The sequence below is a fragment of the Streptosporangium sp. NPDC049078 genome (genome assembly GCF_040648855.1).
Lineage (GTDB): Bacteria > Actinomycetota > Actinomycetes > Streptosporangiales > Streptosporangiaceae > Streptosporangium.
The window spans coordinates 184,017-199,356 of the sequence record NZ_JBEZEL010000006.1 but is presented as its reverse complement, the minus strand read 5'-3'; the positions used below and the strand labels follow the sequence as shown (position 1 = coordinate 199,356).

Here is a 15,340-nt window from a genome sequence, read left to right as displayed (position 1 = left end):
ATCGCCGCGCCGTGCGCCGGGAGGTCCTCGGTGTCGGCCAGCACGCACACGTGGGCGGCGGCACCGGCGAGGGCCTCGCGGCTGTAGTCCACGACGTGGATGCCGCGCAGGAACGTCTGCACCGACAACCCCGAGGAGTGGCAGGCACAGCCCCCGGTGGGCAGCACGTGGTTGGAACCGGCCATGTAGTCGCCGAGCGAGACCGGCGCGTAGGAGCCGACGAAGATCGCCCCCGCGTTGCGCACCCGGGCGGCGAGCTCGTGCGCCCCGGCGGCGTGGATCTCCAGGTGCTCGGCGGCGTAGGCGTCGACGACGCGCAGCCCGGCCTCCATGTCGTCGACGAGCAGGATGCCCGACTGACGTCCCGACAGGGCCTCGGTGATCCGCTCGGCGTGCTTGGTCGCGGCGACCTGGCGGGGCAGCTCCCGCTCGACCCTCTCGGCCAGCTCCGTCGAGTCGGTGACGAGCACGGCGGCGGCGATCGTGTCGTGCTCGGCCTGGCTGATCAGGTCGGCGGCGACGTGCACCGGGTCGGCCGTGGAGTCGGCGAGGATCGCGATCTCGGTGGGACCTGCCTCGGAGTCGATGCCGATGCGCCCCTTGAGCAGGCGTTTGGCGGCGGCCACCCAGATGTTGCCGGGGCCGGTGACCATGGTGACCGGCGGGCACTCCTCGGTGCCGTACGCGAACATCGCCACCGCCGAGGCGCCGCCGGCCGCGTAGACCTCGTCCACGCCGAGCAGCGCGCACGCCGCCAGGATGGCCGGGTGCGGCAGCCCGCCGAACTCGCGCTGCGCGGGCGAGGAGACCGCGAGGGAGGGCACCCCCGCCTCCTGGGCGGGAACGACGTTCATCACCACGCTGGAGGGATAGACCGCCCGGCCGCCGGGGACGTACAGCCCCACGCGGTCGACGGGCACCCAGCGCTCCGTGACGGTGCCGCCGGGCACGACCTGGGTGGTGACGTCGGCGCGCCGCTGGTCGCGGTGGACGAGGCGGGCGCGGCGGATCGACTCCTCCAGCGCCGCCCGCACCTTCGGGTCGAGCCCTTCCAGTGCCCCGGCGATCGCCTCGGCGGGCACCCGGGTGGACTCCATCTCGACGCCGTCGAACCTGGCGGTCAGCTCGCGCACGGCGACCGCCCCGCGATGGCGTACGTCCTCGCAGATGGGCCGCACCTTCTCCAGGGCGGCTTCGACGTCGAGGTCGGCGCGGGGCAGCACGTCGCGAAGGTCCTCCGGCAGAGGGCCTCGCAGGTCGGTACGCGAAATCACCCGTTCAGTCTACGGAGGTCCGCCACCCGATATCGTCCTGTCCATTATCCGGACGGCGCCTTTACTATGTAGATTTTAACCAGCCGCTACGCTTCCCCCGTGAGCAAGAGCAAGAACAAGGGCGGCCAGGGAACCCCCGCGACGGTGGCACTCACCCAGGCCAAGGTCGATTTCACCCTGCACCCCTACGAGCACGACGCCGGCGCGCAGACCTACGGCGAGGAGGCGGCCGACGCCCTCGGGGTGCCGTACGAGCGGATCTTCAAAACCCTGGTGGCCGAGGTGGAGAGCGGGCTCGCCGTCGCGGTGGTGCCGGTGGCGGGCAAACTCGACCTCAAGGCGTTCGCGGCGGCGATGAAGAGCAAGCGGGCGACGATGGCCGACGCGGCGAAGGTCGAGCGGGTCACCGGCTACGTGGTCGGCGGCATCAGCCCCCTCGGGCAGCGCAAACGCCTGCCCACGGTGGTCGACGCCTCCGCGCTCGGCTTCGCGACGATCTACTTCTCCGCCGGGCGGCGCGGGCTGCAGATCGAGACCGACCCCTCGGAGCTGGTACGGCTCACCCAGGCCGTCACCGCCCCCATCGGCAAGGCCGACTGAGGCTCTCCCGGGGTCGCGCGGGACAGGCGTGCGGGAGACGGTTCGGCGCCGTCGCCCTGGTGGCTCTCCCGAGGTCGCGCGGAACGGGCCCAAAAGACGGGCCTGTAAGACGGGCCCGCTCCCCCTGGCGGGTCCTGTCGAAGGTTGCCGACGCGACACGCGGCGACGTTCGGCCAGACTCGGGTGGGAAGACAGACACCTGACCGGGGACATCGGGGGCACGATGCACTACCTGACCGCTACCGAGATGATCGAGCTGCTGCGCACCGGGCAGATCAGCGCGGTCGAACTGCTCGACGCGCACCTGCGGCGGATCGAGGAGGTCAACCCGAAGGTCAACGCGATCGTCACGCTGGTGGCCGAGCGTGCCAGGCGGGAGGCCGAGGAGGCCGACAGGGACCTGGCCCGCGGCCGGTGGCGGGGGCCGCTGCACGGCCTGCCGGTCGCGCACAAGGACCTCGCCGACACCGCGGGGATCCGCACCACCTACGGCTCGCCGATCTTCGCCGACCACGTCCCCGTCGCCGACGCGCCGATCGTGCGGCGGATGCGCGAGGCCGGGGCGATCACGATCGGCAAGACCAACACCCCGGAGTTCGGCACCGGCTCGCACACCGTGAACGAGATCTTCGGCGCCACCCGCAACCCGTACGACCTGTCGAGGTCGGCCGGGGGCAGCAGCGGCGGGGCCGCGGCGGCGCTGGCGACCGGCATGGTTGCGCTCGCCGACGGCTCCGACATGGGCGGTTCGCTGCGCAACCCGGCCTCCTTCTGCAACGTGGCCGGGCTGCGGCCCACCCCCGGGCGGGTCCCCTCCCCGTCACCCGTCGCGGCCTGGTTCACCCTCGGCGTGCCGGGACCGATGGCCCGCACCGCGCAGGACCTGGCGCTGCTGATGAGCGCGGTGGCGGGGTTCGACGCCGCCTCCCCCTTCTCGATCACCGAGAGCGGCTCCGTCTTCGCCGGGCCGCTGGACCTCGACCTGACAGGGGTGCGCATCGCCTGGAGCCCCGACCTGGGCGGGCTGCCGGTCGACGCGGAGACGGCGAAGGTCACAGCGGACGCCCCGGCCGCGCTCGCGGAGCTGGGCGCGCGGGTGGAACGGGTGGATCTGAACCTGTCGGCCGCCGAGGACGCCTTCCGGATCTACCGGGCGTGGTACTACGCGCTCTCCTTCGGAAACCTGCCGCAGGAGAGCCTGGGGGCGAACACGCGCTGGAACGTGGAGCGGGGCCGGGAGGTGACCGGCGCCGACCTGGCCCGCGCCGAGCGGCTGCGCAGCGGGCTCTACCGGCGGATGAACTCCTTCTTCGACACCTACGACTTCCTGATCGCGCCGGTGAGCCAGGTACCGCCGTTCCCGGTGGACGCCCCCCACGTCTCGGAGATCAACGGGGAGGCGCTGCCCGACTATCTGGCGTGGATGCGCTCGGCCTACTGGATCAGCGTGCTGCACGCCCCCGCGGCGTCGGTGCCGTGCGGGTTCACCTCCGGCGGGCTGCCGGTGGGCGTGCAGATCGTCGGGCGCCCGTTCGCCGACATGGCGGTGCTGCGGCTCGCCCACGCGTTCGAGCGCGCCACCGGCCACGGCTCGCACCGGCCGCCGCTCTGACGCCTCTCACCGTGCCTTACCGGGCCTTACCGGGCCTTACCGGCCGCTGATGTCGTACGACGACAGCGGCCCGTAGGGGTCGTCCCCGCCGAAAGGCCGGCGCAGCGGGGAGTCGCGGTAGCCCGCGATGCCCTCCAGCGCGAAGAAGAGACCGGCGGCCAGCGTCGGCCACGCGAACAGCACCCCCCTGGCGGTCAGCTTCAGCGGCCCCGCGACCAGCGACGCGGACACCCCCGAGGCGGTCACGCTCACGGCGCCGAGGTTGGCCGCCTCCCCCACCACCAGCGCCAGGTGCGCGCCGAGCAGGCCGCCGGCCGCCAGGCCCACCACCACCGGCAGCGGGCGGCCCCCGCGCGACACGCTGTAGCCGATCGCCCCGCAGGCGAGGCCGAACGCACCGGTGATCACCGCGAACCAGCCGTCCGCGGCGATCAGCGCCTGCGTGGAGGGATCGGCGAGCAGCGGCCCCCTGCCCGTCACGACGTACGGAGGGCGCGGCGCGGCCAGCGACCACAGGACCCCGGCGACGACCCCGATCAGCGCGAGCACCAGCACTGTGATCGCGAAATCACGCACGCCTCGCACCATGGTTCCCTCACCCTCTGTGCAGATGTGCCCGATGTTACATACCTATCGGCCCGGTGCCATCCGAGGCTTCGACCGAATCCCGTTACTCTGGCGGAGTGAACGAAGAGGTATGGCTGATCGAACCCTCCGGGCCGCTGCGCGGTGACGTCGAGGTCCGCGGTTCCAAGAACGGCGTCTCCAAGCACATGGTCGCCGCGATGCTGGGGAGCGGTGAGAGCACGATCCAGAACGCCCCGGACGTGGGCGAGGTGGGGATCACCGCGCAGATGCTGAGGGCGCTCGGCATCGACGTGGAGATCAGCGCCGGCGAGATCTCCGTCGCTCCCGGCAAGCAGATCAACCCGCACGTTCCCGCGGCGTTCACCGGCCTCAACAGGATCCCGATCCTGATGCTCGGCCCCCTGCTGCACCTGGCGGGCGAGGCGTTCGTGCCGCTGGTCGGCGGCGACCCGATCGGCCGCCGGCCCGTCGACTTCCACGTCGAGGCGCTGCGGGCGATGGGCGCCGAGGTCGAGGTGAGCGACACCGGGGTCTACGCCAAGGCCAAGAGGTTGCGCGGCACCCGGATCGAACTGCCCTACCCCAGCGTCGGAGCCACCGAGACGATCCTGATGTCCGCGGTGCTCGCCGAGGGCAAGACCGTGCTGAAGGGCGCGGCGATGGAGCCCGAGGTGGTGGAGCTCGCCCTGTTCCTGCAGCGCATGGGCGCGCGCATCGAACTCAGTCCCGACCGGCGCATCGTGATCGAGGGTGTGGAGAGCCTGCATGGCGCCTCCACCTGGCTCAACGGCGACCGCATCGAGGCGTTCTCCTACCTGGCCGCCGGTCTGATCACGGGCGGGCAGGTGCGGGTGCACGGCTGCCCGCAGGACCGGCTGGTCACCGCGATCACCACCCTGGCCAGGATGGGGGCCGAGGTCGACATCACCGACGACTACCTGTCGGCGTCCGCGCCGAACGGGCTGCGGGCCGCGGCGGTGCAGACCGACACGCATCCGGGGTTCATGACCGACTGGCAGACGCCTCTGATGGTGCTGTTCACCCAGGCCCAGGGCATGTCGGTGCTGCACGAGACGGTGTTCGAGAACCGCCTGGTCTACGTGCCCGCCCTGCAGAAGATGGGCTGCGAGATCGAGGTGTTCGACGTCTGCCTCGGTGGTCCCGCCTGCCGCTACCACGACACCAACGCCAAGCACTCGGCGGTCGTGCGCGGCGTCTCCAGGCTGAGCGGCGCCGACGTGACACTGCCCGACATCCGGGCCGGGTTCTCGGCGGTGCTCGCCGCCGCGGCCGCCGAGGGCACCTCCACCCTGCGCGGGGTGCACCATATCGAGCGGGGCTACCACCGGCCGTTCGAGCAGTTCGCCTCGCTCGGGCTGAAGATCAGTCGAGAAAAGGTGCAGGACGGGTAAGGATTGGCAATCGGGCGTTTATAGGTGATCACCTGGTCGCACGTTACTATGCGTGACATCGCGCCCAGAGGTGAGACGCGGGCCCGGCGCGTGCCTGCTCGGACTGGTGGTCTGCGGGGTGTTCGGCGGGCTGCTCGCCGCCATGGCCGCGCTGCCACTGGTCGGCACGGCCGGACTCACCGCCAACGGCGTCGCGAGGACCCTCACCGACCTGCCTCCGAGCCCCCGGGAGAACCCGCTCTCCCAGCGCACCGTGCTGCTGGACAAGAACGGCAAGCGGTTCGCCCAGTTCTACACGGAGAACCGGACGGTGGTGACGCTCGCCCAGGTCGCCCCCGTGATGCGTGACGCGATCGTGGCGATCGAGGACGCGCGCTTCTACGAGCACGCGGGCCTGGACGTCAAGGGCACCCTGCGCGCCCTGATCACCAACACCAGGGCGGGCGGGGTGCGGCAGGGCGGGTCCTCGCTCACCCAGCAGCTCGTGAAGAACATCCTGGTCGAGAACGCCGAGAGCGACACCGAACGCGCCCGTGCCCGCGCGCCCAGCATCCAGCGCAAGATCACCGAGCTGCGGTACGCGCTGGCGATGGAGAAGAAGTACAGCAAGGCCGAGATCCTGGAGCGCTACCTCAACATCGCCTACTTCGGCGCGGGCGCCTTCGGGGTGGAGGCCGCCGCCCAGCGGTTCTTCTCCGTCCCGGCCGCCCGGCTCACCCTGCCCCAGGCCGCGGCGCTGGCCGGGGCGGTCCGCGCGCCGTACACCACCGACCCCTCGCTGGACGCCGGGCGCAGGCAGCGGCTGCGCGAGCGCAGGGACCTCGTCCTGGACCGGATGGCCCAGCTGTCGTACGTCACCCCGGCGCGGGCCGAGGCCGCCAAGAGGCGCCCGCTCGCCATCCGGCTCAAACCCGAGCCCGGCGGCTGCGACGGGAGCGCCTATCCCTACTTCTGTCTCTACGTGCACCGGGAACTGCTCACCAACCCGGCCTTCGGCCACACGCGCGCCGAGCGGGAACGCCGCCTGGCCAAGGGTGGCCTCGTGCTGCGCACCACCCTGTCGCCGAAGGCGCAGCGGGCCGCGGAGCGCGCCATCACCGCGCGGGTCGACAGGAAGGACACCGAGGTCGCGGCCGAGGCGATGGTCCAGCCGGGCACCGGGCGGATCCGGGCCATGGCGGCGAGCAAGAGGTACGGCAGCAACCCCGGCAACGCCGCCAACTCCAAGAACGGCCCCAACACCACCTACAACCTGCCCGCCGACACGGCGCACGGCGGCGGCCAGGGCTTCCAGGCGGGCTCGACGTTCAAGGTGTTCACCCTCGCGACCGCGCTCACCCAGGGCTGGCGGTTCGACCAGGGTTTCATGACGCCCGGCAGTTTCGTCCCCGACAGCGGTTTCACCGACTGCCGGGGACGCGAGGTCAACGATCCCGGCGCGGAGATCTTCAACGCGAGCGGCGAGGGCAAGGGAGGCCCGCAGAGCCTGTCCACCGGCACCTGGAAGTCGGTGAACATCTTCTACATGATGCTGGAGCAGCGGGTGGGCCTGTGCCCGGTCGTCACGACGGCCAAGGCCCTGGGCATCGTCCGCGCCGACGGCGCCCCGCTGCGGGAGGTGCCGACCTTCACCCTCGGCGTGAACGAGATGGACCCGGTGACCGTGGCCGCCGCGTTCGCCGCGTTCGGGGCTCGGGGCCGCTACTGCCGCCCGACGGCGATCGTCGAGATCGCCGAGCGGGACGGCAGGCGTTTCAAGATCCCGCCCAGCTGCGCGCGGGCGATCGAGCCCGCCGTCGCCGACGCGGTCAACCACCTGCTGTCCGGGGTGTTCACCAAGGGGACGATGACCGGTCAGAGCATCGGCCGTCCCGCCGCGGGCAAGACAGGCACCAACAACGGGTACACGTCGGCCTGGTTCGCCGGCTACACCCCCGACCTGGCCGCGGCGGTCAGCGTGGGCGACATCCGGGGTTCCTACCGCTACCCGCTCACCGACGTCGAGATCGGCGGCGAGTACTTCGGCTCGGTCCAGGGCGCCTCACTGCCGGGGCCGATCTGGGTCTCGTCGATGTCGGCGGCCCTCGACGGTACGCGCGAGACCCACTTCCGCCGTCCCGACATGAGCCGTTTCGGCGGTGGGTTCACCCCCGGCATGGAGGAGGCCCTCGCCAGGGAGCGCGAGGAGGAGGGCGTTGACGGCGCTGACGGCGAGGGCCGTCGCGGCGCCAGAGGGGGGCGCGACGCCCGGGGAGAGGGTGGACGCCGCTTCCGCGAGGAGGGCCGTTACCGGCGGGAGCGCGGGTATCGTCAGGAGCGGCGGTACCGCGAGAACGACGCGCACCGCCGGTACCGCACCCCCTACCGGCTCGACCGCCCGCGCCACCGCTGACCCCTTCACAGGGCGCCGCCGGAACGGTGAGGTCACCGTCCGGCCGAAGAAGCCGGACGCGTTGTTCGGCCGGACGGCGGCGCCCCCGGCCGGCCGCGCCGAGGTAGCCGGTAAGAGGCTCGGCACGCCCCAGGGAGGCGTGGACCGCACGGACCCGTTCATACCTGCCCCCTGGACTGCGGGACATCATGGCGTGCCCGAAGCCGACCGCCTCGGCTTCGGGCCGCGGACATGCCGGCCGGTCAGCGCTTGACCAGCACCTGCTGCGTCGGGAAGAGCGTCACAGATCCGGCGCTCTTCGCCGTCGGCGCGGACCCGCACAGCGCCCGGAGGACGTATTCGTTCAGCGCGTGGTCGATCGCGTGCGGCTGCGGGTAACCGTTCGCGTCGAGCGGCTGGTACTTCATGAGGTTGATCCCCAGGGAGAGCTGGCGGCGGCCGTCCTCACCGGACAGGGAGAACGTGCCCATGCCGAACACGCCGCCGTCGTGGCCCCAGAACCGGCCACAGGGCAGGTCCTGGGCGTAGATGCCGAGGCCGTAGTTCATCACGACGTTGCCCTGGGCGTTGGTGACCGGCACCGTCGTCCGCATCTGGGCGAGCTGCGCGGAGGCGAGGAGCCTGCCACCCAGTAGTTCCCGGTAGAACCTGTTGAGGTCCTCCATGGTCGAGACGACGGCGCCCGCCGTGCCCGCCCACGACATGTCGTAGACGCTGTAGTCGCGCGGCGGGTCGATGTAGCCGTACAACGCCTCGTACGCCTTGGAGTGCGGCCCGGGGATGACCGGCGTGCGCGGGAAGGACGTGTCGCGCAGCCCGGCCGCCTGGATCACGTGGCGGGTGATGTACGCCTCCGCGCCGCTGCCGGTCACCTTCTCCAGGAGCAGACCGGCGATCACGTAGTTGGTGTTGGAGTACGACCACGCCTGCCCCGGCTCGCCCGTGCGCGGCGCCTCCAGCCCGAATCTCACCAGATCCAGCGGACGGATTCTGCGGAACCGGTGCTCGTCGAGGCTCTGCGGCGACCCCTGGACGAGGGAGGGAAAGGCGCCCGCGATGTAGTCGCCGATGCCGCTGGTGTGGTTGAGCAGCATCCGGACCGTGGTCCTGCGGCCCAGCTCGTCCGGCAGCAGGCCGGGCAGGTAGCGGGCGACGGGGGCGTCCAACTCCACGCGGCCCCGCTCGACCTGCTGGAGGATCGCCACGGCCGTGAAGGTCTTGGTGATGCTGCCCACCCGGTGGACCATCCGGGAGTCGACGGGCCGCCGGGTCCGCACGTCGGCGACCCCCGCCGCCCCGAGCCACCTCGCCCCGCCGTCGCGGACGGCGGAGTAGACACCGTACATGCCGGCCTCGTGGATCGCGCCGAGGCTCCGCCGGAGCGCCTCCCTGTCGAGCCCGGCCTCCCGACCGGCCGTCACCGAGGGCGCGGGGGCCGGTTCGGCGGATGCCGGAGGCGCGACGGCCCAGGTCATGAGTATCGCGCTCAACCCGAGGCCGGCGATCGCCCGTCCAGGGTGAGCAGGTCGCACGAGAGTCATCGGCTGTCAGCTCCTCAGATCCGAAACATACGACATGTCGATCATCGCAATTCCCGCCCGATCCTCCCTCCTCTTCAGGGACGACCTGTCTTTCGTCCACCAGGACGACGGCCAGGAGGCGCGTCGATGCAAAATGTCATGCCGGAGGCGTCGGGGCACCGTGCCCGCCCGGCATGAGCTCGCCTTTCGAGGACTTTCGAAGGCTGACGGCGCGTCGGTGGCCACCCCCGCCGCCCCGAGGTGAACTTCTCGCCCGGACAGCGGACCATTGGCTCTCCACATGACACGGGGCGGGCTCGGCGTAACGCCGAGCCCGCCCCTCCGTCGCCGGCCGGTCCTGATCACGCTCACCCGACGAGGGTGTGCGCCTTCCCCGTGAGTGTCAGGTACACCCGGTCCGGATCGGTGTCATGTCCGTCAGCGCCGCAGGGTGAGCAGGCCGGGGCGGTAGGGCAGCAGGCCGTAGTCGCCGCCGGAGCTGGGGCTGCGGCCCTGGTAGAGCAGCTGCAGGTTGCAGGGGTCGATGGTCATGGTCTGGTCGGCGCTGGTGCGCAGCAGCTCGCCGTGGCTGATGTCGTTGGTCCAGGTGGCGCCGCTGTTGGCCTTGCCCGCGAAGGGGTTGCTCTCGGTCGCGGCCTGCGGGGTCCAGTTGCCGCCGAGGCTGGTGGCGGTGAAGGACCGGAAGTAGCGGCCCTGCGAACCGATCGCCTCGACGATCATGAGGTACCGGTTCTCGTTCTGGATCTTGTAAACCTGGACGGCCTCGAACAGGTTGTTCGTGGTGTCGGTCATGATGGTCGTGTAGTTCGAGCCGAAGCTGCCGGGGAAGTTGCCGATGGGCATGCTGGCCCGGTAGATCCTGCCGTTGTCGCCGGCGAAGAACAGGTACATGTTCTGGCCGTCACCGATGAGCGCCTGGTCGATCGGGCCGGTGCCGGAGTTGGAGATGCTGCCGGAGAACAGCGTCTGGGGTGCCGACCAGCCGTTGGGGTTGGTGGGATCGGTCGAGGTGCGGTAGGAGAACGCCGGTCCGCCCCACTGGTAGGCGAGCACCCAGATGTTCTTCGGCGCGAAGTAGAACAGCGACGGCGCCACGGTGGCGTTGTTCATCGTGTTCTGGCTGGCCGAGGCCATCTCCGAGTAGTTGGTGAACAGGCTGAAGTTCATCGAACCCCAGCTGGTGCCGGTGTTGTGGGTGGTGGCGTAGACGAGCTGCTTGCCGTTGTAGGGGGCGACGGTGAAGTCCTTCAGCGAGACCCAGCCCGCCTTCGGGGTCGCGAGCACGCCCGAGGAGGTCCAGCGGTACGTCGAGGGAAGGGTGCAGTTACCGGGCGTCGGAGTCGGCGTCGGCGTGGGAGTCGGCGTGACCGTGGGTGTGGGTGTGGGTGTGGGGGTGGGGTCGGGGTTTCCGGGGTTCCCGGTGCAGGCCACGCCGTTCAGGGAGAACGAGGTGGGCGACGGGTTGCTGCCGCTGTACGAGCCGTTGAACCCGAAGGAGGTGCTGCCTCCCGTGGGGATGGCGGCGTTGTAGGCGGCATTGGTCGCGGTCACCGCGGAACCGGACTGGGCGGACGTGGCGTTCCACATCTGGGTGACCTGCTGGCCGCCCCCGAAGGACCAGGTCAGCCGCCAGCCGTTGACCGGATCGCCCAGGTTGTTGATCGTGACGTTGGCGCCGAAGCCCCCCGGCCACGACGAGCTGACGGTGTAGTCGACCCGGCAGGCGACGGCCGCCTGCGCGGGCTGCGTGGCCATCAGACCGGCGGCCGCCATCAGGATCGGGATCGTGACGATCGCCAGGCCTCGGCGCATGGCCGATCGGGACGGTGCCGTCGGTGTGACGGCGGAGCGGCGCGGTGTCCGCGTTCGCCAGGGCAGGCGCATGTGCGTGCTCCTCATCTTCTCGTCCAGCCGCTGTCAGGGACTGGTGTGGGCGCACCCGGGGGTCGGCCCGGACGTATGCGGGGTCACGGTTTTTGTTAGCGTTAACAAGACGTCCGCTGGCGGACTACTCGTTTCTCCGGCGAGAGGGGTGGTGCGCGGAGCCAATACGATGCGGCCGATCCGCGTCAAGGCACTGCCCCTCGCCCGTTCCCCCGGTACTCCCGCCCCCGTGGGCCTTCATCTGCCCTTACGGGCATCCGATCGCACCGCGCGAGATCGGCTCTGTGATGAAACGTTCATCAATGGCGACGATCTTCCACCGTGCTCGGACGTGCCCGCCCTCGCGGGCCCTCCCCCCGGCCGAGGCGCTCCGTCGGGCCCACCGTCACCGGCGCCCATCCGATCAGGCGTGACGGCCGTTCGCCGCCCCGCCTTCCTGCCGCGCCACCGGGATCACCTCGGATGGGTCCCGTTCTCAGGCCCCCAGGCAGGCGGGGCCGAGCAGTTGCTTCAGGTCGCCCATCAGGGCCGGGGACGGCGACACCCGGAGGCGGTCGTCGAGGCGCACGATGGTGGTCTTCGGACCGTTGTGGACCTGCAGATGCACCTCGGTGGTGCCGGGGTGCGCGGTCAGCACCTCCTTGAGGCGGCCGACCACCGGCGGGGTGCAGCGGGCCAGGGCGAGACTGACGGCCAGCGGGCCACCGGCCTCGCGGGTCAGGTCGGGAGCCGTCACCTCCATGGCGATGATCTTCCCGACGTCCTCACGCTTGTCCAGGCGCCCCTTGACGAACACGATCGCGTCCTCGGCGAGCACCGTCGCGCAGAGCTGGTACGCCGAAGGGAAGATCATCACCTCGATGGCGCCCTCCAGGTCCTCCAGCTGGGTGAGGACCCAGGTGTCGCCCTTCTTGGTGACCTTGCGCTGCAGGCCGCTCAGGATGCCGCCGACGGTGACGACCTGACCGTCCGGCCGGTGCTCGTCCTGCAGCGAGGCGATCGAGCAGTCGGCCCCGGAGGCGAGGATGTGCTCCACGCCGAAGAGCGGGTGGTCGGAGACGTACAGGCCGAGCATCTCCCGCTCGAACTGCAGCAGGGTGTTCTTGTCCCACTCCCCCAGCGGGATCTGCACGTCGAAGGTCTGGTCCTCGGCGCCCTCGATGGCGCCGAACAGGGAGTCCTGCCCCTGCGCCTCGTTCTTCTTGATCCCGATGATGCTGTCGACGGCCTGCTCGTGGACCATCACCAGGCCCTTGCGCACGTGCCCGAAGGAGTCGAAGGCGCCGGCCTTGATCAGCGACTCGATGACCCGCTTGTTGCAGACCACCATGGGGACCTTGCGCAGGAAGTCCTTGAAGTCGGCGAAACGGCTCTTCTCCCGGCGTGCGGCGATGATCCCGTCGACCACGTTGCCTCCGACGTTACGGATCGCCGACAGGCCGAACCGGACGTCGGTGCCACGCGGGGTGAAGTCGAAGTCGGAGTCGTTGACGTCCGGCGGCAGCACCTTGATGCCCATGCGGCGGCACTCGTTGAGGTAGAGGGCCGACTTGTCCTTGTCGTCCTTGACCGAGGTGAGCAGCCCCGCCATGTACTCGGCCGGGTAGTTGGCCTTGAGGTAGGCGGTCCAGTAGGAGACCAGGCCGTAGGCGGCGCTGTGCGCCTTGTTGAAGGCGTAGTCGGAGAAGGGCAGCAGGATGTCCCAGAGCGTCTTGATCGCGGCCGCGGAGTAGCCGTTGTCCTTCATGCCCTGTTCGAACGACTCGAACTGCTTGTCCAGCTCGGCCTTCTTCTTCTTGCCCATCGCCCGGCGCAGCAGGTCGGCCTTGCCGAGCGAGAACCCGGCGACCTTCTGCGCGATGGCCATGACCTGCTCCTGGTAGACGATCAGGCCGTACGTCGTGCCGAGGATCTCCTGCAGCGACTCCTCGAACTCCGGGTGGATCGGGACGATGTCCTGCTGGCCGTTCTTGCGCAGCGCGTAGTTGGTGTGGGAGTTGGCGCCCATCGGACCCGGCCGGTACAGGGCGCCGACGGCGGAGATGTCCTCGAAGTTGTCGGGCTTCATCAGCCGCAGCAGCGACCGCATGCCGCCGCCGTCCAGCTGGAACACCCCCAGGGTGTCGCCCCTGCCGAGCAGCTCGTACGTCTTGCGGTCGTCCAGCGGCAGCTTGAGCAGGTCGATGGCCTCGCCGGTGTTGGCCTCGATCATCTTCAGGCAGTCGTCGATGATCGTGAGGTTGCGCAGGCCCAGGAAGTCCATCTTCAGCAGGCCGAGCGTCTCGCAGGTCGGGTAGTCGAACTGCGTGATGATCACACCGTCGGAGTCGCGGCGCATGATCGGGATGTAGTCGGTCAGCACCTCCGCCGACATGATGACCCCGGCGGCGTGCACGCCGGTCTGCCGGATCAGGCCCTCCAGGCCCCTGCCCAGGTCCATCGCCGACTTGACGTCGACGTCCTCCTCGTACAGCCTGCGCAGCTCACCGGCCTCGTTGTAGCGCGGGTGGCTGGAGTCGAAGATGCCCGACAGCGGGATGTCCTTGCCCATCACCGCGGGCGGGAACGCCTTGGAGACCTTGTCGCCCAGCGCGTACGGATGCCCGAGGACGCGGGCCGCGTCCTTGATGGCGGCCTTCGCCTTGATGGTGCCGAAGGTGGCGATCATGGCGACCTTGTCGGCACCGTACTTCTCCGTCACGTAGCGGATCACGTCGCCGCGCCTGCGCTCGTCGAAGTCGATGTCGACATCGGGCATGGAGACACGGTCGGGGTTGAGGAACCGCTCGAAGATCAGCCCGTGCGGCAGCGGGTCGAGGTCGGTGATGCCCAGCGCGTACGCGGCCAGCGAACCCGCGGCCGAGCCTCGCCCGGGGCCGACGCGGATGCCGTTGTTCTTGGCCCACATGATGAAGTCGGCGACCACGAGGAAGTAGGAGGGGAACCCCATCTGCAGGATGACGTTCATCTCGAACTCGATCTGCGCGCGGTGCTCCTCGTCGACGCCCTCGGGGAAGCGCCGCTCCATGCCCGACCAGATCTCCTTGCGGAACCAGCTCTCCTCGGTCTCCCCCTCGGGCAGCGGGAAGGTGGGCATCAGGTTCTTGAAACCGAACATGCCGCTCGGGTCGACCTTCTCGGCGACCAGCAGGGTGTTGCGGCAGCCCTCGGCCCACAGGTCCGAGGAGTCGACGGCGCGCATCTCGTCGGCGTTCTTGATGTAGTAACCGCTGCCGTCGAAGCGGAAGCGGTCGGGGTCGGACAGCTGCTTGCCGGTCTGGATGCACAGGAGCGCGTCGTGCGAGGTCGCGTCGGACTCGTAGGTGTAGTGGGAGTCGTTGGTGACCAGCGGCGGGATGTCCAGCTCACGCGAGATGCGGGTCAGGCCGTCGCGGACCCGGCGCTCGATGTCGAGCCCGTGGTCCATGATCTCCAGGTAGTAGTTGTCCTTGCCGAACAGGTCCTGGAACCTCGCCGCCGCCGCGACCGCCTCGTCGTACTGGCCCAGGCGCAGGCGGGTCTGCACCTCGCCCGACGGGCAGCCGGTGGTGGCCATCAGGCCCTCGGCGTGCTCGGCGAGGATCTCGGCGTCCATCCGGGCCCACTTACGGACGAATCCCTCGGTGTAGGCGCGCGAGGAGAGCTTCATCAGGTTGCTCAGGCCCCTGGCGTTCTTCGCCCAGATGGTCATGTGGGTGTAGTAACCACCCGCGGAGACGTCGTCGCGCTTCTGGTGCGGCTCGCCCCACAGCACCGGCTTCTTCTGGTGCCGGGAGGCGGGGGCGACGTAGGCCTCGATGCCGATGATCGGCTTGATCCCGGCCCCGGTCGCCTGCTTGTAGAAGTCGTAGGCCCCGTGCATGTTGCCGTGGTCGGTGATCGCGATGGCGGGCATGCCCAGATCGCCGACCTGTTTGAACATCTGCTTCAAACGGGCGGCCCCATCCAGCATGGAGTATTCCGTGTGAACGTGCAGATGCACAAACGAGTCTGACATGCGGCCCCGTCCTCCCCCTAGTCGCACCGTCGGCGGGGAA

At 70.2% G+C, this 15,340-nt stretch carries 9 protein-coding genes; 4 read left to right on the top strand and 5 right to left on the bottom strand.

From position 1 onward, the window contains the following. Nucleotides 1-1,274, bottom strand: a 1,274-nt coding sequence (gene hisD / locus AB0B90_RS12070; RefSeq protein WP_362922388.1) for a histidinol dehydrogenase, incomplete at its 3' end; no start/stop codon positions are given. Between the two features lie 99 nt (nt 1,275-1,373). On the opposite strand from hisD, the gene ybaK reads away from it, so the two are divergent. Both ybaK and AB0B90_RS12060 read left to right on the top strand, forming a co-directional pair. Next, nucleotides 1,374-1,874, top strand: coding sequence for a Cys-tRNA(Pro) deacylase (gene ybaK / locus AB0B90_RS12065; protein ID WP_350950343.1), 501 nt, complete (start codon nt 1,374-1,376; stop codon nt 1,872-1,874). A gap of 223 nt (nt 1,875-2,097) precedes the next feature. Next, nucleotides 2,098-3,486 carry an amidase gene (locus AB0B90_RS12060; RefSeq protein ID WP_350950344.1) on the top strand — a complete coding sequence of 463 codons (1,389 nt, stop codon included), beginning with the start codon at nt 2,098-2,100 and terminating at the stop codon, nt 3,484-3,486. A 36-nt stretch (nt 3,487-3,522) separates the two neighbouring features. Here the strand turns inward: AB0B90_RS12060 and AB0B90_RS12055 are convergent, their stop codons facing one another. Continuing rightward, a complete protein-coding gene (locus AB0B90_RS12055; RefSeq protein ID WP_350950345.1) occupies nt 3,523-4,062 on the bottom strand; it encodes a hypothetical protein in 540 nt (179 codons plus the stop codon). Between the two features lie 107 nt (nt 4,063-4,169). On the opposite strand from AB0B90_RS12055, the gene murA reads away from it, so the two are divergent. Together murA and AB0B90_RS12045 are read left to right on the top strand one after the other, a co-directional pair. Beyond that, nucleotides 4,170-5,486, top strand: coding sequence for a UDP-N-acetylglucosamine 1-carboxyvinyltransferase (gene murA, locus AB0B90_RS12050; RefSeq protein WP_350950346.1), 1,317 nt, complete (start codon nt 4,170-4,172; stop codon nt 5,484-5,486). Between the two features lie 52 nt (nt 5,487-5,538). Then, nucleotides 5,539-7,878, top strand: a complete 2,340-nt coding sequence (locus AB0B90_RS12045; RefSeq protein WP_350950347.1) for a transglycosylase domain-containing protein — start codon at nt 5,539-5,541, stop codon at nt 7,876-7,878. A gap of 242 nt (nt 7,879-8,120) precedes the next feature. On the opposite strand, the gene AB0B90_RS12040 is transcribed toward AB0B90_RS12045, so the two are convergent. From AB0B90_RS12040 to dnaE, 3 genes are all read right to left on the bottom strand, one after another. Then, nucleotides 8,121-9,419: a serine hydrolase domain-containing protein gene (locus AB0B90_RS12040; protein WP_362922385.1), complete on the bottom strand. Its 1,299-nt coding sequence runs from the start codon at nt 9,417-9,419 to the stop codon at nt 8,121-8,123. 417 nt (nt 9,420-9,836) lie between these two features. Continuing rightward, a complete protein-coding gene (locus AB0B90_RS12035) occupies nt 9,837-11,231 on the bottom strand; it encodes a non-reducing end alpha-L-arabinofuranosidase family hydrolase (RefSeq protein WP_362922383.1) in 1,395 nt (464 codons plus the stop codon). Nucleotides 11,232-11,778: 547 nt separating this feature from the next. Continuing rightward, nucleotides 11,779-15,300 (bottom strand): DNA polymerase III subunit alpha, encoded by a 3,522-nt coding sequence (dnaE, locus tag AB0B90_RS12030; protein ID WP_350948139.1) that lies wholly within the window; start codon nt 15,298-15,300, stop codon nt 11,779-11,781. Nucleotides 15,301-15,340 lie beyond the last annotated feature (40 nt).

Bases quoted from the DNA above. Each gene is read 5' to 3' on its own strand.
- AB0B90_RS12060 (WP_350950344.1), top strand. From the start codon at position 2,098: ATGCACTACCTGACCGCTACCGAGATGATCGAGCTGCTGCGCACCGGG.
- AB0B90_RS12040 (WP_362922385.1), bottom strand. From the start codon at position 9,419: ATGACTCTCGTGCGACCTGCTCACCCTGGACGGGCGATCGCCGGCCTC.
- AB0B90_RS12035 (WP_362922383.1), bottom strand. From the start codon at position 11,231: ATGCGCCGAGGCCTGGCGATCGTCACGATCCCGATCCTGATGGCGGCC.
- dnaE (WP_350948139.1), bottom strand. From the start codon at position 15,300: ATGTCAGACTCGTTTGTGCATCTGCACGTTCACACGGAATACTCCATG.